This window comes from Acinetobacter septicus (assembly GCF_019355975.1).
Classification (GTDB): Bacteria; Pseudomonadota; Gammaproteobacteria; order Pseudomonadales; family Moraxellaceae; genus Acinetobacter; species Acinetobacter ursingii.
The window spans coordinates 2,167,850-2,185,701 of the sequence record NZ_CP079898.1 but is presented as its reverse complement, the minus strand read 5'-3'; the positions used below and the strand labels follow the sequence as shown (position 1 = coordinate 2,185,701).

The 17,852-nt window shown below is 42.0% G+C and carries 19 protein-coding genes; 8 read left to right on the top strand and 11 right to left on the bottom strand.

Translation table 11 applies throughout. The features are described 5' to 3' along the window. The first annotated feature begins 1 nt into the window (after nt 1). The 3 genes from serB (at nt 2) to I6L31_RS10450 (ending at nt 2,617) form a co-directional block, all read left to right on the top strand. Nucleotides 2-1,222 (top strand): phosphoserine phosphatase SerB, encoded by a 1,221-nt coding sequence (gene serB / locus I6L31_RS10460; RefSeq protein ID WP_005005546.1) that lies wholly within the window; start codon nt 2-4, stop codon nt 1,220-1,222. A 425-nt stretch (nt 1,223-1,647) separates the two neighbouring features. Next, nucleotides 1,648-1,983: a ciprofloxacin tolerance protein AciT gene (gene aciT, locus I6L31_RS10455; protein WP_004986004.1), complete on the top strand. Its 336-nt coding sequence runs from the start codon at nt 1,648-1,650 to the stop codon at nt 1,981-1,983. A 154-nt stretch (nt 1,984-2,137) separates the two neighbouring features. Beyond that, nucleotides 2,138-2,617 carry a hypothetical protein gene (locus tag I6L31_RS10450; RefSeq protein WP_004986003.1) on the top strand — a complete coding sequence of 160 codons (480 nt, stop codon included), beginning with the start codon at nt 2,138-2,140 and terminating at the stop codon, nt 2,615-2,617. Between the two features lie 44 nt (nt 2,618-2,661). Here the strand turns inward: I6L31_RS10450 and dtd are convergent, their stop codons facing one another. Beyond that, nucleotides 2,662-3,102 carry a D-aminoacyl-tRNA deacylase gene (dtd, locus tag I6L31_RS10445; RefSeq protein ID WP_010588672.1) on the bottom strand — a complete coding sequence of 147 codons (441 nt, stop codon included), beginning with the start codon at nt 3,100-3,102 and terminating at the stop codon, nt 2,662-2,664. 164 nt (nt 3,103-3,266) lie between these two features. On the opposite strand from dtd, the gene pncB reads away from it, so the two are divergent. From pncB to I6L31_RS10425, 4 genes are all read left to right on the top strand, one after another. After that, nucleotides 3,267-4,475: a nicotinate phosphoribosyltransferase gene (gene pncB, locus I6L31_RS10440; protein WP_004985997.1), complete on the top strand. Its 1,209-nt coding sequence runs from the start codon at nt 3,267-3,269 to the stop codon at nt 4,473-4,475. Between the two features lie 106 nt (nt 4,476-4,581). Further along, complete coding sequence (locus I6L31_RS10435) at nt 4,582-5,430, top strand: sulfurtransferase (protein WP_004985995.1); 849 nt, start codon at nt 4,582-4,584, stop codon at nt 5,428-5,430. Continuing rightward, nucleotides 5,427-6,278, top strand: coding sequence for an archaetidylserine decarboxylase (gene asd / locus I6L31_RS10430; RefSeq protein WP_004985994.1), 852 nt, complete (start codon nt 5,427-5,429; stop codon nt 6,276-6,278). Before I6L31_RS10435 ends, asd begins: the two co-directional genes overlap by 4 nt. A gap of 182 nt (nt 6,279-6,460) precedes the next feature. Next, on the top strand, nt 6,461-6,970 hold the full coding sequence (locus I6L31_RS10425) for a GNAT family N-acetyltransferase (protein WP_004985992.1): 510 nt from the start codon (nt 6,461-6,463) through the stop codon (nt 6,968-6,970). A gap of 79 nt (nt 6,971-7,049) precedes the next feature. Here I6L31_RS10425 and I6L31_RS10420 read toward each other — a convergent pair whose 3' ends face one another. From I6L31_RS10420 to I6L31_RS10400, 5 genes are all read right to left on the bottom strand, one after another. Next, nucleotides 7,050-7,901: an SDR family oxidoreductase gene (locus I6L31_RS10420; protein ID WP_004985989.1), complete on the bottom strand. Its 852-nt coding sequence runs from the start codon at nt 7,899-7,901 to the stop codon at nt 7,050-7,052. A gap of 14 nt (nt 7,902-7,915) precedes the next feature. Beyond that, entirely contained in the window at nt 7,916-8,350 is a 435-nt protein-coding gene (locus tag I6L31_RS10415) for a GlcG/HbpS family heme-binding protein (protein ID WP_004985987.1), read from the bottom strand. Nucleotides 8,351-8,503: 153 nt separating this feature from the next. Further along, nucleotides 8,504-9,862 (bottom strand): phosphate regulon sensor histidine kinase PhoR, encoded by a 1,359-nt coding sequence (gene phoR, locus I6L31_RS10410; RefSeq protein ID WP_004985986.1) that lies wholly within the window; start codon nt 9,860-9,862, stop codon nt 8,504-8,506. Between the two features lie 10 nt (nt 9,863-9,872). Beyond that, nucleotides 9,873-10,583, bottom strand: coding sequence for a phosphate regulon transcriptional regulator PhoB (gene phoB / locus I6L31_RS10405; protein ID WP_004985981.1), 711 nt, complete (start codon nt 10,581-10,583; stop codon nt 9,873-9,875). Between the two features lie 201 nt (nt 10,584-10,784). Next, nucleotides 10,785-11,471: a TetR/AcrR family transcriptional regulator gene (locus tag I6L31_RS10400; protein WP_004985980.1), complete on the bottom strand. Its 687-nt coding sequence runs from the start codon at nt 11,469-11,471 to the stop codon at nt 10,785-10,787. Nucleotides 11,472-11,666: 195 nt separating this feature from the next. Here I6L31_RS10400 and I6L31_RS10395 point away from each other — a divergent pair, with 195 nt between their 5' ends. Next, nucleotides 11,667-12,503: an SDR family NAD(P)-dependent oxidoreductase gene (locus I6L31_RS10395; RefSeq protein ID WP_004985978.1), complete on the top strand. Its 837-nt coding sequence runs from the start codon at nt 11,667-11,669 to the stop codon at nt 12,501-12,503. A gap of 50 nt (nt 12,504-12,553) precedes the next feature. On the opposite strand, the gene I6L31_RS10390 is transcribed toward I6L31_RS10395, so the two are convergent. From I6L31_RS10390 to I6L31_RS10370, 5 genes are all read right to left on the bottom strand, one after another. Beyond that, nucleotides 12,554-13,921 carry an MATE family efflux transporter gene (locus tag I6L31_RS10390; RefSeq protein WP_004985975.1) on the bottom strand — a complete coding sequence of 456 codons (1,368 nt, stop codon included), beginning with the start codon at nt 13,919-13,921 and terminating at the stop codon, nt 12,554-12,556. Nucleotides 13,922-14,028: 107 nt separating this feature from the next. Then, complete coding sequence (locus I6L31_RS10385) at nt 14,029-15,180, bottom strand: methionine aminotransferase (protein WP_004985971.1); 1,152 nt, start codon at nt 15,178-15,180, stop codon at nt 14,029-14,031. A gap of 32 nt (nt 15,181-15,212) precedes the next feature. Beyond that, entirely contained in the window at nt 15,213-16,520 is a 1,308-nt protein-coding gene (locus I6L31_RS10380; protein ID WP_004985969.1) for a DUF445 domain-containing protein, read from the bottom strand. Between the two features lie 14 nt (nt 16,521-16,534). After that, nucleotides 16,535-17,116, bottom strand: coding sequence for a CC0125/CC1285 family lipoprotein (locus tag I6L31_RS10375; protein ID WP_004985966.1), 582 nt, complete (start codon nt 17,114-17,116; stop codon nt 16,535-16,537). A 46-nt stretch (nt 17,117-17,162) separates the two neighbouring features. Beyond that, a complete protein-coding gene (locus I6L31_RS10370; protein ID WP_004985964.1) occupies nt 17,163-17,702 on the bottom strand; it encodes a DUF924 family protein in 540 nt (179 codons plus the stop codon). Nucleotides 17,703-17,852: the final 150 nt, after the last annotated feature.

Sequence of the window (17,852 nt, the reverse complement as noted above, 5' to 3'; positions counted from 1 at the left end):
CATGCGAGAAATCATTCTTATCTCTTTTTTAGGACCTGATCAACCGAATCAGTTTACCCGATTAATGCAGGTTTTATCTGTACATTCATTGCAAATACTGGATGTAGGGCAAGCGGTGATTCATAACCAATTGACCCTCGGCATCGTGGTGGCATCGGATGATGAAACCGCAACCGCACTTGCCATGAAGGAAATCCTGATTTTAGCACATGATATTGGTTTGACTGTGCGCTTTAAACCGATTTCAAGTGCAGAATACGATCAATGGGTGAGTGAAGGTGGACGAACCCGTTACATCGTGACAGCGCTGGCACCAGAATTAACCGCTTCACATCTACAGGCGGTTACCAAAATTGTCTCTAATCAAGGTTTTAATATTGAAACCGTGACGCGCCTGTCAGGGCGTTTAGCGCGAGATCTGGAAGATAACGCGCCACGCCGCGCCTGTGTGCAGTTTGGTTTAAGTGGACAAATGCTGGATGCGCAAGCGATGCGCGCCGCCTGTTTAAGCTTGTCGGGTGAAGTCAATATCGATGTTGCAGTTCAAGAAGACAATGCCTATCGTCGTAACCGCCGTCTGGTTTGTTTTGATATGGACTCGACCCTGATTGAACAAGAAGTCATTGATGAGTTGGCACTTGAGGCAGGTGTAGGTGAGCAAGTCGCTGAGATTACCGAACGTGCCATGCAAGGTGAACTTGATTTCCAGCAAAGTTTTCGTGCGCGTGTGGCTTTGCTGAAAGGTCTGGATGCCTTGGTTTTACCAAAAATTGCGGAACGGCTGACCATTACCGAAGGTGCAGAGCGTTTGATTTCAACGCTCAAAGCACTTGGCTATAAAACCGTGATTTTATCGGGTGGTTTTCAATATTTTGCTGAATATTTACAGCAAAAACTGGGTATTGATGAAGTACATGCCAATATTCTGGATGTACAAGATGGCTTTGTAACTGGTGAAGTCAAAGGCGCGATCGTCGATGGAGCACGTAAAGCAGAATTGTTGACCCAACTGGCGGATAAAATGGGCATTTCACTCGAACAAGCCATGGCTGTGGGCGATGGCGCCAATGACTTACCCATGCTGTCGATTGCGGGATTAGGCGTGGCTTTCCGTGCTAAACCGTTGGTACGTCAAAATGCTAATCAAGCCATTTCCAGTGTAGGTTTGGATGGCGTACTGTATTTGCTTGGTATGCATGATAAAGATTTAAATCGTGCTTAATCTGCTTAGATGTTCAAAAAAATGCGGCATTTAAATGCCGCGTTTTTTAATCAATAAATTAACTGGAATCAAGTGCTTTTGCACCGTTTGTCGGCTGTTAAATTTTGAAATAACTCTGTATAAAAATTTTTAAAAAGCATCAAATTTTAGCGATAGTTTTTTGTAATGACACGCGAGCGATGAAAGGATCAGGCACTTCGTAGGTTTTTGAAACATGCAGAATGTAATGACAAAATAATGTTGCGACAATATGTGTCGTATAAGAAAAAATCAGGACTTTTTTTCTTGCAAAAACTCTCCATAATGCATCTAACACGATTAAACAGATATTTTCGTCAACACAGATCTGTGTTGATTTGATTACGGTTTCGGGGATGAACTCAAGGTCTTATGACCCAGAGAATGATCTTAGACGGAGGTTTAGTATGGTAACAGCGAATTTCGCCACACTCTCAGGGTTTGGTTTGATTGCACTTGCACTAGCTATTGTTTTCTTCTCACCTTACCGTCGCTGGCTTGGTTTTATGTTGGCAGGCATGTTTTTTTGGGGACTTTTGGAAGTCGTCCGTTATGGCGTACAAACACTTTTTGAGATGCCTGTCACCTATAGTTATTTAACTGCCTTAAGTCTAGCGATGGTTGCTGTTACCTTGGTGTTGTTAAGAGAAGACCGTTTGGCGCAAAAAGCATTGGCAAATCGTCAATACATTGAACATACACCAGTGTATGAGGATGATCAGCAACAATGCTCTAGTCGCTAACATCGGCTGATAGGTGAAATGAAGAAGCGTGGGTTAACCTGCGCTTTTTACGTTTTATTATGTTTTGTAATACAAAGCTTTTATTTTAGGGCTTACATTTATGCTAGGATGATCGCGTTTAGTTCCATAAGAATACGAATAGGCTTGAATTGTCATGAAACTTTCTGCTCTACCTGTTGTAAAGTTACCATTGGTTGATGTCAGCACAGATCCATTGGATTTGCTGGTTGTAGGTTTGGCTTTGCGGATGAAGCAATTGGCACGGACTAGTCCCAAGTTTATTGAAATGACACATGATCGTGCATTTCGGATCCAGATTGGAACGGACTTAGGCTTTGCGCGTCAGATTATTGTCAATCGTGGTCAAATTGAAACAGTGGCAGGCCACCCAGAGCAGGCTGATTTTATTTTGCAATTTGCAGATAGCGAACAAGCAGTAAAAACCTTGATGAAAGGCGATCCGACGGCATTTATGACTGGTATGCAAAACGGTAGTATCAAAATGGAAGGTGATTTTGGTCTATTGGTTTGGTTTAATCAGGCGGCAAAACTGATTCCACCCAAGCTTCCAAAACCAGTTAAAGAAAAGTTAAAGCAAGCACGTTTGTTTATTAAGCAAAAAACAGGCAAGTAAATCGCGCTTGTAGAAAATCCTCATCCCTTAGGGTGAGGATTTTTTTATTCGACTTCCAACTGGAAGGTCACGGGCCCATCATTAACTAAATGCACTTTCATATCTGCGGCAAAAATACCTGTTTGCACATTTGCAAACTGACTTTGCGCGTAGATAACGAGTTGCTCATACAGCTCTTTTGCTTCGCTCGGCGGCATGGCAGGACCAAAATCGGGTCGTAAGCCTTTTTGGGTTTGCGCCATCAGGGTAAACTGGGAAACCAGCAACAGTCCCCCTTGAGCTTGAGATAAATTCCAGCCCATCTTGCCATTTTCATCATCGAAAATGCGATATTTTAAAATTTTATCAATCAGTTTTTGGCCCTTTTGCAAGGTATCTTCGCGGCCTAGTCCTAAAAAAACCAATAGACCTTGTTGAATTTCACCCGTGGTTTGCCCATCGACGACCACCTTAGCCTGTAAAACTCGTTGTATTAATGCACGCATAAACATCATCATTGATTTAAACCGCGGTGATTTTAACAGAAATACTTTTTGCTTAATAAAATTCATGTTCCACTAAAGTGGCAATGCTTTATACAAATCCTTGCGATTTTAACGACCAAAATATGCTTTAATGCAATAAGTTTATCCAAATTACTGACACCTTTATGTCACCAATTATTCACTCATTACTAGATACAGATTTATATAAATTCACCATGTTACAGGTGGTATTACATAAGTTTCCGCAAACCCATAGTGTTTATCATTTTCGCTGTCGAAATTTAGAAGATACGGTGTATCCATTAACGGATATTTTGTCTGAAATGGACGAACAATTAGACCATTTATGCACTTTGAAATTTAAGGACGATGAACTGAAATATTTGCGCAGTTTTCGTTTCATCAAAAGTGACTTTGTGGACTATCTGGAACTGTTTCAGTTAAAACGCCGCTTTATCAAAACAGGCATCGATGAAGAAGGTCGTCTGGACATTTGGGTCGAAGGTCCGATGGTTCAAGCGATGATGTTTGAAATTTTTGTCTTGGCAATCGTCAACGAATTGTATTTTCGCCGTATCCGTACTGATGCTGTTTTGGCTGAGGGTGAGCGCCGTTTACAAGCCAAACTTGCGCTTTTAAAACAATATTCGTCGCAGCAACATCCAAATGATCCACCATTTCTGGTCTCAGACTTTGGTACTCGTCGCCGTTATAGTTTTGAATGGCAAAAACATGTGGTTGAAGAGTTCCATCAAGCCACACCTGATATTTTCCGTGGAACCAGTAATGTTTTGCTCGCCAAAGAGTTGGGAATTACCCCAATTGGGACCATGGCACATGAGTTTTTACAGGCTTTCCAGGCTTTAGATGTGCGATTGCGTGATTTTCAAAAAGCAGCACTGGAAATGTGGGTACAGGAATATCGTGGTGACTTGGGGATTGCACTCACGGATGTGGTTGGAATGGATGCGTTTCTGCGTGATTTCGATTTGTATTTTGCCAAGCTGTTTGATGGCTTGCGTCATGATAGTGGTGATCCTTATGAATGGGGGGATAAAGCCTATGCGCATTATCGTCATCTCAAAATTGACACCCAGACTAAAATGCTAACTTTTAGTGATGGATTGAATCTGGAAAAGGCATGGCAATTGCATCAATACTTTAAGGATCGTTTTAAAGTCAGTTTCGGGATCGGCACTAATCTCACCAATGATATGGGACAAACACCACTGAATATTGTGCTGAAACTGGTCGAATGTAATGGTCAATCTGTGGCCAAAATCTCAGATAGCCCAGGTAAAACCATGACTGATAATGATACATTTTTGGCTTATTTACGTCAGGTTTTTGAAATTCCTGAAGAAGTTGAATGATTTTATTTAGCTGATTTTCTGCTAAACATTGGTAAAAAATCAGCAAAACCGTGAAAATGCTTATGTTAAGATCGAGCTACCTATTAATGCAACGCGATGATTTGCAATGACGGCACCTGAATTTAACTTTGGCCTATTGATTGAGGCGGAAGATTTAGTTCCTTATCTGGGAAATGAACATCTACGCATTGTTGATTTGAGTCGTAGCTCAGTCTATGAACAATTGCATATTCCCCACGCGATTCAACTGAAGCCTAAGCAATTGGTGGCACAGCATGAAGACGCCACAGGTGTTTTGCCATCGATCGAGCAGCTTCAGCAATTGGTGGAGTATCTTAATCTCTCGCCTGACCACCATGTCGTGGTCTATGACGATGAAGGGGGGGCATGGGCAGGGCGTCTGATCTGGAATTTACATTGTCTCGGTTTCACCCGAACCAGTTTATTAAATGGAGGGATTCATGCATGGTTGGGTGCTGGGTTTCCAACCACTTCAGAGATCGAACCGATAGCGCCTGTTGAAAATCTGGTGCAGGTTGATTTGTCCAAAGTGGCCCAATATAAAATTGAATATGATGAGCTAAAACAGCAGGTGGACTCCAATAATATCCAATTATGGGACTGTCGAACCACAGATGAATACACGGGCTTACGTCTAGCCGCACGTCGAGGTGGTCACATTCCTGCCGCACTTCATTTTGAATGGAGCACTGCCCTTGATCGGCAAAATCATCTAAAATTGCACCCGCTTGAACGTACCCAAGCCCGATTGCAACAACTTGGTTTTCAGTTTGATCAACCTGTGGTGGTGTATTGTCAATCGCATCATCGTTCGGGTCTGGCTTATATTATTGGTCGTTTACTGCAGTGGCCAATTCGTGCTTATGATGGGGCGTGGAGTGAATGGGGCAATCGCCTCGATAGTCCAATTATTACTGGAGAGAATCCGCTTTGAGTTTTACATCACGATTAAAAAAAGACTTATTTATTAAAGCTCAATCGCTTGTTCCTCAGCATCAGCTCAGCCGAGTAGTGGGTAAAGTCGCTGCTAGTGAAAATGTGGTCGTTAGAACCGCAGTGATTCAGGCCTTTAAAGCGAAATATGGCATTGATCTTTCGATTGCTCAGCAGGGCGATGCCCTAAAGTACAAATCTTTTAACGAGTTTTTTACGCGTGCCTTAAAAGATGGAGTACGTGTGGTTGATGATTCCGCGACGAGTATCGTATCACCAGCAGATGGAGCAATTTCTCAGCTTGGAACAATTAACGATGGCGATATTTTTCAGGCGAAAGGTCAAAGTTTCTCTGTTGAAAAATTGATCGGTGATCCGCAATTGGCAGAACCATTTAAAAATGGTCAATTTGCCACGGTGTATTTATCGCCACGAGATTACCATCGTGTGCATATGCCATTTTCGGGGACATTAACCGAAACATTGTATGTGCCAGGTGAATTATTTTCTGTCAATCAAGTCACGGCTGAAAATATTCCAGGATTATTTGCCCGTAATGAACGCATGGTGTGTTTATTTGATACTGAACTCGGTCGCATGGCAGTGGTTTTAGTCGGTGCCATGATTGTGGCGGGAATTGAAACGGTAGCAACCGGTAAAGTCAAACCGACTGGGCGTTTAGAGTTAGAGCAACACCAAATGAAACTTGAAAAAGGCGCTGAATTGGGACGTTTTTATTTAGGTTCCACCGCTGTTGTATTATTTGAAAAAGATAAAATGGCATGGGAAAAGCAGTTTAAAGCCAATTCCGTCGTGGTGATGGGTGAAAAACTGGGACATTCGCTCTAAGTTAGAATGAACATTAAAAGCTCTAGATTTAGGGCTTTTAATGCATTGAGAGGTTCATTTTTTAATAATTGAAATTGTTATATTTTTATAAATCACGGCTATCAACTAAATGAAGCTGCAAAAATTAAATTAAAAGAATTTACTGGCATTTGCAGCAGAGCAATAAAATCAGGAAAGTTTGAATGAGTATTGAAATTCGACATGAACAACAGCAAGACATCCAGACGATTGAAGCGTTAACTCAGGCTGCGTTTTTAAATGAACAACATTCGAGCCATACTGAACAATTTATTGTGAATCAGTTACGTAAAGATGGTCAACTCACCATTTCTTTGGTGGCACTTGAGCAGGGAGTTGTGGTTGGCCATGTTGCGGTTTCACCTGTGCGTATTTCATCGGGTGAAACCGATTGGTATGGTTTAGGGCCGATCTCGGCCTGGCCTGAACAGCAAGGACAAGGTATTGGTTCACAACTGATGGGTGCTGCGCTTGAACAACTCAAACAATTAGGTGCCAATGGCTGTGTGTTATTAGGTGATCCAGCGTATTACCATCGTTTTGGCTTTAAATCTTATCCAGATCTTGTTTTGCCAGATGTGCCTCCGATGTATTTTCAGGCGATCAGTTTTGTGAATACTATTCCGAAAGGAAGCGTGAGTTATCACGAGGCATTTAATGCAACTTCATCATAAAACCCAATAATAGCCTGATTGATTTAGCTCAAAAGCCGATGATACTTCATCGGCTTTTTGATGATGATCTCAGATTAGACTACTTTCCATTGGGTGTTTCTGGCTCTAGCGTATAGGCGTCTTCAACCAAAGGATCACGTTTTGCATCTGTGTGGATGAGTCGATCCCATTTTTCAGCCATTTGTTTTTTTGCATCTGCTTCAATCTCTTTGGGTGCTAAATTACGATAGGTTTTTTGCTCTTCTGTTACTACCTTGACAATAATGTCAGAGACTTGCTCTGGATCGTATTGTTTATGCGGAAAGGCAAGTTGGCTATAGTTAAATACAGTATTGGCTTGATCTTCTGGGTACCAATGCTTCCATGTCTCGAACATACGGTCATTGAATCCGGTTAAGATAGGGCCAGGATTTACTGTGGCAATTTTGACATTGTATTCATGCAATTCTTTATTTAGCGCTTCTGCAAAAGCCTCAATGGCATGTTTAGACGCAGAATATGCACCTGTAAATGGATCAGTGGTCAAGCCAGCGACTGAGGAAATAAAAATAATTTTTCCTGATTTACGTTCAACAAACTGTTTGGCAAATTTTTGGGTCAGTAAAATTGTCCCAAATACATTCACCTCGAACTGCTCACGCAATCGGTATTCAGGAATATCAACCACAGCACCACCTTCTGAAATTCCTGCATTGTTGAGTAAAATGTCAATTTCAAAATTAGAAATAAACTCACGATCAATATCATTGGTGATATCCAGTTTTTCAAACTGGATATTTAACCCTTGTTGATGTGCTTCGTCTTTTAAGGTCTGAATCTGTGCAACGGCTTCAACAGTTGCGATCACCTCATAACCAAGTTCTGCTAATTTAAAAGCAACTGATTTGCCAAAACCTGAACCTGCGCCTGTAATTAATATCTTTTTACTCATGTGTTTATCACCTTTTAAATGGATTTTTCTTTGGTTTGATTAAAATGATCTGCAATCGCCTGAGCAATGCTTTGATCTTGCTCGGCTGTACCGCCACTGACACCGACAGCCCCCACTACGTGTTCATCCAAAAAGAGTGGAACACCACCTGCGAAAACAATCACTCTTTGATTCAGCGTATTATTTAAGCCATAAAGCTCACCGTTGGGTTCACTCGGTTCTTTTAATTCTTGGGTTGGCTTTTGAAATAAAGCACTTGTATAAGCTTTATTAATACTATGCTCGATGCTCGGGAGTTGAGCCTGATCCATACGGACATGTGCGAGAAGATAGCCATAAGCATCCGCAATTGCGATATTAGATGGAGATTGAAGCTCTTTTGCTTTAGATATGCCGATATCCAGTAATTGCTGTGCAATATCCAGATTCACCGTTTTAATCGTATTCATATGGACTTTACGATTTGTTTTATTAGATTGGAGTTTTAATATAAAAAACAATGGGCAGTTATTATGTAGTCGGTTTCAGGTACATTCTTATTTGTTTGAATGCTTTTGGTGTCGATGCGTTAAGTTCATTGTAATCTTGTTTTTGAGCCAAATTTAAACCATTTGATACAAGCGTTCTTTAGGGAAAACAGCTTTAAATAAAGAACCATTATTTTCTTTGGATACTACATCCAGATAAGCACCATGTTGCATCAAGACATGTTTAACAATCGCAAGTCCGAGTCCCGTTCCGCCTGTGGCACGGCTTCGTGCACTATCCACCCGATAAAACCGTTCGGTTAAACGTGGTAAATGTTTGGGATCGATACCGATACCATTGTCCTGAACGGTAAAATAACCATGTTCACCATCATCATGCCAACCAATGGTAATGATGCCACCTTTGGGGGTATATTTAATCGCATTGGTAATCAGATTGCTAAAGGCACTGGCAATTTCCATATCTGAACCAATCAAATCACAGTGACTATCGATATCCAGATTGAGCGTATGTCCATAATCGGCATTATACGCCTGTGCATCGTCAAACAGTTGATTCATCAGACTTGGCATCTCAATAATCTGGTTTTTAGCAATTTTTTTGTTATTTTCCAGATTTGAAAGCAAGAGCAAATCATTGACCAAAGCATTCATCCGTTTGGTCTGTGATTGCATCTGATCAAAGGCACGTTTCCAGCGCGGATTTAAATCTTCCTGATCGGTAAAGGTTTCAATGTAGCCACTCAAGACTGTCAGTGGTGTGCGTAGCTCATGTGAAATATTATCGACAAAATCTTTACGCATTTGCTCCAGATTATGCATACGCGTAATATCGTAAGCGACCAGCAATACACTATCGCCCCCAAAAGGCGTCAATTTAATTTGTACGTAATGATCGTCCAGTATCGAGGATTTAAGCTTGATACCATCAGGTGCCTGATCAATATGATTAAAGTATTCAATGAAACTGGGCTGTCTTAAAATCCCTAACACATTGGTGCCGCGATCCAACAGACTGATGCCCAGCAAATGCTGCGCCGCAGGGTTACACCATTCGATTTGTTGTAAATCATCAATCAAAACCACAGCTTCATTTAAAGCAACCAATGAAGACTGAGCGCGATCGATGAGTCCCACCATTTCTGCTTGAACTACGCGTTCCTGCCGTTGGGCACGATATACGTTAAATAATAAGGCACCCCAAATCCCATTCAGGTTAGGTGGCGTGTCGTAAGGACGATTGGAAATCCATTCGTTGACGATGTACAGTGAACGTAGTTGCAGCACAAAAAAGATCAAAAAGGCGATCAGAATACAAATACCTAAAAGGTCGAGACCAAATCCCACAAACGCTGCAATGATCAGCAAAAAAGCCAGCAGTCTTAAATCCTGTTTGGCAAATGTCCATAAACTACTGTAGCGAAAACGTTTATGTTCACGGGCAAGATCGGGGACGGGATAGGGTTCGTACATAAAGGGTATTTTAACCTAGTGCTAAATCTGCACGTGTTGAAAAACGATAACCTGTACCACGCACGGTTTGTACAAATCGATCTGCGCCAAAAGGTTCTAAGACTTTCCGTAAACGACGAATATGTACATCAATGGTACGATCTTCAATATAAACATTACCGCCCCAGACCTGATCCAGCAATTGCGCACGAGTATAGGCACGTTCAGGATGGGTCATGAAGAAAGCCAGTAAGCGGTATTCGGTTGGCCCCATCTCTAAAATATGAGTTCCAAAGCTGACACGCTGACTGACAGGATCTAAAATCAATCCATTGGCGTCAATAGCTTTTTCACCATTTAATGCATTGGCACGGCGTAATACAGCTTTGATTCGGGAGACCAATTCACGTGTCGAAAAAGGTTTGGTCATATAGTCATCTGCGCCGGCATCCAGACCTTGTACTTTATGGTCTTCTTCACCGCGTGCAGTGAGCATAATCACAGGAATTTCAGACAAGGTTTCATCGCGTTTTAAACGGCGGCACAAATCAACACCACTTACGCCACCCGGTAACATCCAGTCCAGTAAAATCAGGGCAGGGCGCTGATCAACAATCATTTGGTGTGCTTGTTTGGCATCTTCAGCCTGTAAACATTGAAAGCCCGCCATATCCAGTGAAGTATGAATCATTTCACGGATGGGAAGTTCGTCATCGACGATTAAAATATAGTCATCTTTCACAACGCAATTACCCTATTTAGTTTATTGAACGGCGGACCGTTTTATTTATGACAGGCTTATTACAAAGATTAATTATGACAGTATCATTGCAAAATTCATCAGAACGGGTTTTTTTAACATGAATTGTGACAAAAAATTGCGTGGCTGATGACCAATTCATGACAAAGACTCAATTTTTAATGGCTTTAATGAACAGTAAATTTATTTTTGTTTCTGGGAAAATGTTTGTACAAGGGATAAAAATACCGTGCGGCAAGCAAATAGAACATCTTCCTGAGACTGTTTAAAACCACCCATCACCCAGCGAATTGCAATCTGGGTAACATAACCGTTTAATCCCGTTGCAATTAACGAAACTTCCTGTTCTGAACGTTGTAAATTCGGCATCATCAGCATGACAAAAGCTTGAATCATACGGTCAAAACGCAGCATGGTTTCCTGAATCGTGGCCTGATTATGCAGCTCTTGTACCAGCATGGCATCAATATAAATAATGCGGGCCAAACGAGGATCATCTTTCAAGGTACGTAACAATGCGCCCAGACCTGCATCGATCATTTTGGCTGGATCGGGAGCCGCTTGCATGACACTTTGCATGACATTCTGTTGTAAGGTTTCAATCAGTTTTAAGAAAATAGTTTGAAATAAATCCTCACTTTTTTTGAAGGATTCATAAAAATAACGCTCGGTCAGCTTGGCTTCATTACAGACGTCTTTGACTGTGACCGAAAAAAAACCCTGTATGCCATAAGTTTCAATGCCTGCTTCAATGAGTTTTTCACGACGCGCATGCTTACGTTCGGTTAAAGACAGTCCTTTAAATTGACGTTCTTTATTGACCTTTGTCGGCTTTGGTCTCGTATTTGAATCAGTTTCGGGGGTGGTCATTGATCACAGGCATCCTCGTTGGTTATGCAGAGTGTAGCAAGTTTTAAACAAAATAACCGCGTCAGTCATTTGTTTGAGTATTTACTCTAGATCGGATAGATTGTATTGACAATACGTATTGTCAAAAATATAGTGATTGAATCAGGTACATCAGCATGGGTTTGTGTACACCTATTTAAGGGAAAAGGTCAGGCAATGAAAAATTTTAAAAATAAAGTCGCTGCGGTTACGGGAGCAGGTTCAGGTATAGGCCAGCAACTTGCTGTTTTATTGGCAAAAGAAGGTTGCCATTTGTCACTGAGTGATATCAATGAACAAGGACTTGCAGCTACAGTAGAACTGCTTAAACCTTATAATATTCGTGTCACTACACAAAAACTGGATGTATCGGATCGTCATGCTGTAAAAGCATGGGCTGAACAAACCGTTCAAAATCATGGCTCAGTCAATATGATTTTTAACAATGCTGGTGTGGCATTGGGCTCGACTGTAGAGGGTGCGAGCTATGAAGAACTGGAATGGATTGTGAATATTAATTTCTGGGGTGTGGTGTATGGCACCAAAGAATTTTTACCTTTTATCAAACAAAGCAAAGATGGACATATTGTAAATATTTCCAGTCTGTTTGGGCTCATTGCGCAGCCTACTCAGTCGGCATACAACGCTACCAAATTTGCGGTACGCGGTTTTACTGAATCTTTGCGTCAAGAACTGGATATGCAAAATTGTGGGGTGAGCGCACTTTGTGTACACCCAGGTGGTATTCGTACCAATATTGCCAATTCAGCAAAAATGAATGAAAGCCTAAAAACACTGGGAATGCATCCTGAAAAATCAATCAAGGCATTTAATAAATTATTGCGTTGTCCGCCAGAAGAAGCGGCACGTCAAATTTTAGCGGCAGTGCGTAAAGATAAACGCCGTTTATTAATTGGTAATGATGCAAAAGTACTGGATCTGATGCAGCGTTTCCTACCGACAGGATATCAACGTGTTAGCGAATTTGGTACCAAATTGACCAATAAAATGTAATACAAAGATGCTCTAAAGCCCACCAAAAAAAGTGGGCTTTTTTTATGCCACTAAATGAGCGCTTTAATGGCTTTTTTCTTCCAGAAAAATTGATAATAGCCAGCTTGTAAAATGCACAGACTGACAAAAGCCAGAGCATAAGCATACCAGATGCCTTTTAATCCCCAGAGACTACTAAACCAATAGGCGCACGGCACTTCAATACATAAAATTGCGGCAATATTAATCAACATAGGCATAGTCACGGCACCGCTTGAGCGCATAATCGAGGCGAAAATAGCACTGGCGCCAAAAAATAAAATGGACCATAACACAATAAATAAGAGCTGCTGTCCCAGTTGTACCACACTGTCATCTGTAATAAATAACGCCATTAGATATTTTGAAAATAAATACGCCAATATCACCAAGGTTCCAGTAATGATGATATTCATCCACAAAGCTGTACGAGTGACGCGCGCCAGTAGATCTGATTTACCCATTCCAATCGCTTGAGCACCAAAAATTGAAGCCGCAATCGCAATCGATAAAGCGGGAAATTGAATATAGTTCAAGACCTGATTGACTGCACCATAGGCCGCCGTTGCATGTGCGCCAAAACGATTGACTAGTCCCACTACGACCAGTCCAGCTACAGAGGTGGTGACCATTTGAATACCTGTTGGAATCCCCAAACGTAAAATGAGTCGTGTGAGTTCCGCGTCATAACGGATATGTTTGAGCAAAGCCAAGTCGGGTTTGAGTGGGTGATTTTTTTTATTCAAATAAATGATTAAAAACAAAATAACCAATGCATTACCTGTAATGGTCGCAATGGCAGGCGCAATAATGCCGAGTTTGGGAAAACCAAAATAGCCTGCAATCAGCACAGGCGTAATCACCAAACCAATCAAACTGGTTAAAGATAACGCCACCAACGGTGTAATACTATCGCCGACACCACGTAAAATAGAGGTGTAAATAATATACACAAATAATAAAGGGCTACCTGCGAGCATGCAGCGGGCATAGGGCAAAGAAAGGTGTAAAACACTTGGATCTGTACCTAAAGCCAATAAAATATGAGGCGCAAAAAATACACCCAAGGCGGCAATAATACTGCCGCCAATCAGGGTCATAAATAGGGTTGAACCGACTACACTGCGCACTTTTTCAAAATTTTGCGCGCCCCATGCCTGTCCAACCAAAACAGTAGAACCTGCCGATAATCCAATCACAAATGCCATCAAACAAAATAGAATGGGAAAAAATACAGCAACCGCAGCAATCGCATTGACCCCCATCATTTGTCCGACAAAAACGGTATTAATCGTACCTGAAAGATTTTGCAGGATATTGGTGGCAATCAACGGCAGTAAAAACACCAGAAAGGTCTTCCAGAGCTTTTGTTGCTGAATCAGTGGACGGTGAGGGGGCATTCATTCTCCATGAATTTGTCAGTGTTATTGTGATGGATATCCTTGACTAACAAAATAACATGCTGCTTTAAAAAAGATTGTTATTTTACGCGAAGACTTGACCTGAGTTAACAAGCATTCAGTAACTGTACAGCACGTTGTAGAGTTTGTTCTGTTTTAGCAAAACAGAAACGGATTAAACGCAAATCCTTAGGCGGATGTTGATAAAACACAGACAGTGGAATGGCCACAATCCCTTTTTCCTCGGCTAAAAAGTAACACATCTCGACATCATTCAGGTCAGGGCGAATCTCAGTGTAGTCGACGGTCTGGAAATAGGTTCCCTGACAAGGAGTAAAGCCAAACAGGGATTGTTGTAGACCCAGATTAAACGTATCTCGTTTGTGTTGATAAAAATCGGCCAGTTCAGCAATGTGTTCGGGATGCTGCTGCATGTATTGGGTTAATGCGATTTGTGCAGGGGTATTGCCACAAAAGTTGGCATATTGATAAATCTGCCGAAATAATTGCATCAGTGTTGGACTGGCAGCGCAATAGCCTGTTTTCCAGCCGGTCACATGAAAGGTTTTACCAAAAGAACCCACCACGAAGCTACGTTCACGTAACTCAGGAAAATGTAATGCACTCCAATGTCGAGCACCCTCAAAAATCAGGTGTTCATAGACCTCATCTGACAAAACCAGCAAATCATATTTTTCCACCAGCGCAATTAACTGTTGCCAGTCCTGATATGACCAGATCGTCCCTGTTGGATTATGTGGGGTATTGACGATAATCATACGGGTGCGTGAGCTAATCTGCGCTGCAACCTTGTCCCAATCGACCTTAAACTCAGGGGCATCTAACGCAATATGCACAGGAACACCGCCTGCAACCCGTACCGCAGGATCATAACTGTCGTAACTTGGGTCAAAAATAATGACTTCATCGCCCGGATGAATGGTGGCTTGAATCGCGGCAAATAAGGCAATGGTTGCGCCAGGGGTAATGGTGATCTCAGTGAATGGATCAAGTGTAATCTGATCACGTTGTTGAAATTGTAGCGCGACTTGTTGGCGTAACGGTAAATAGCCATCGCCTGCGGCATATTGATTATGTCCATTTCGAGTGGCTTCACATAATGCTTCAATCAAATCTGGCGGTGCCGCAAAATCTGGAAAACCCTGTGAGAGATTGAGCGCATTGAGACGTTGAGCCAACGCAGACATGGTACTGAAAATAGTCACGCCCTGATCAGGCAATTTGGATAACAGTTGCATGGCTCAATCGGTTCTCATCTGGAAAAATAATCTTATAGCATATAATCGACCAATGCGCGGATGATGCCTAATACCAGACCAATAAACGCACCTACCACCACGCCATTGACGCGGATCATGTGCAAGTCGCCGCCAACTTCATTTTCAATTTTGGCAATCATTTCACGTGAATCCCATTCATGAATTCGCTCACTGATATAACGAATAATTTTATCGCTATATTGATCGCTAAAGCTAATCGCGAGTCCCGTCATTTTTTCGTTGAGCACTTCACGCACTGCACGATTTTGTATCAGACTCTGGCCGATTTGTTCAATCGCAATACGTAAATTTTGGGCAATGCCTGAATCTTCTTTAAGTAAATCCTGCTTAATCGCATTACAAAAGATCACCACTGCGCCACTGATAAAGTTTAGCACTTGCGGACTATCGAGTAGGGCATTTTTACCTTCATTTAAACGACGACTGGCTTCACTGTTTGAATCTGCCAGTTGTAACATCATGCTTTGTGCACCTTGCTCGATGCCTTGTCGCCACGGATGTTCTGGGTCGGCGAGCATCGACTCGACTTTCTCAATCAGTGAATCAATGGTGCGTTGTTGCACATCAATCCCGATCCAGCTTGCACCTTTGGCCAGTTTCCACACACCAAGTTCCTTAAACAAGGTACGGGTTAATTCTCGTGCCTGATCAGGATGAGTCACAATCCATTCATGCGCCAGATCCAGTCCACGTTGCAATACATCCTGATGAAAATCATTTTCCAGTACAGCGCGTAACATTTCACTGGCAAGAGAATTGATTTGGGTGTTTTTGACCCATTGCACACTATTGGTCTGTATAAAACGTGCAATTTGTTCCTGACTGACAAACTCAAATAGTTTGGGAACGGTTTGCTGAATCAATTGTACAATCTGATTGCTATTTTTAGGATTGGCCAGCCATTGTCCAATCGCCAGACTGAGATCAGTATTGTTTAAACTGCGCTCGACCACCTGTGGTGACAGGAAATTTTCCTGTACAAAACGCCCCATGGATTCGGCAATACGGGTCTTATTACGCGGAATAATTTCAGTGTGATCCAGTAAAAATTTGGGAATGGGGATCTTGCCAAAAGGATTACGAAATAACACGGTAATGGCGTACCAATCCGCCAGTCCCCCCACCACGCCAGCTTCGGCAGAAAGCATCAAAATGTGAATGATCCATGCATATTCAGGCCAGAATTTTGCCAGAACCATGAGGATAATCCATGCCACCACTGCGCTGAGTAGCGCAATCGTGGCATAGCGTTTACTGCGACTTAAACTTGGAGAATGAGATGTATCTTCAACCTGCATGCAAGCATCCTGTCTTAATTTTTGTTGTTGCTGCTGCCCGCGGGTTGAGCGTTGACTGGTTGAGGCAATAACACTGCACCAGACGGACTTAAGCCATATTTTTTCCCTAATGACTGTAAGATCAAGCTTGCATCAAAGGCATCTTTGGATGCAGTTTTTTGATCTTTATAACATTCTATACTATACGATACTTCGACAGGATCGATATTGACCACACGTGGTGAATCATAGAAGGGATCCGGCCAAAAACCAGGATAACGTCGATAATAACCATACGGATAATAATTCGGTGATGAATACACCACCGCTTGACGAGGCGGCTTTTGGGTTTGATTACTTGGATCATCCATCACTTTAAAATAGCGAAAACCGTTCTGAATCGTGGTCTGTGCGGCTTTAACCAGTGTGATTTCTTCAGCTGTACCATAACTCATATTGGGATCAGCTTTAAAGCTGATGCGGTAAATCTGATTATTTAACGGATAAGTGGCAAATTGCCCTAATTGATCAAAGGTTTTGGGTTTTTGTGGTGTTGTGGCACATCCCGCAAGGATCAAGACACTTGCAAGCGCGGCACCGAGTGAGAGATATTTCATCGCGAACTCCTTTTATCAGACATACACGGAGTAAAACAAAGATTACTTAAAAACTGCTGTTGGGTTGAGTTAAAAATTCACGTTCTTCAGCTGTTGATTCACGACCTAGCACGTCATTACGATGTGGATAGCGTCCAAAACGATCAATAATCGCTTTATGTTTTTTCTCAAAATCCAGATTGACTGGATTGCCTAAGCGTTGGAAGAGTTTAAGCGCAAACTCATGAATCAGTTTGGATTCGCTATGCATAAACGGCATGTAGAGAAAAGAACGCTGTGGTGGGCTCAGTTCTGCATCCAGTTGCAGACTAATGGCTTCCTGCGCCAGTGCCAACGCCATTGCGTCATGGGCAAAAGCCTGTGCTTGATCCCGATATAGATTTCTGGAAAATTGATCCAATACAATAATTTCCGCAAGACGGCCTTCGGCATCCTGACGCCATGACCATAGCTCTGCCTGTGTGGCTTGATGGTGAACTTCGGCAAATTGGCGATGAATTTTTGCGTCAAAATCATCACTTTTTTTAAACCATAACGGTTCTTGTTCAGGAGCAAACCAAAAATTCAGGACATCTTGTGGATTCATTTATTTTCACTCTTTTAATTTATTCTTCAATAAAATCACAAATCAAACATGTCTTATAGACCAAGTTTGTGATAAAAAATTGTCAAAGTGAAACGGCCAGTTTGTGCAAATCCTATCAAGTCCTGCGCGGTCTGGCAGATTTCGCGTTAT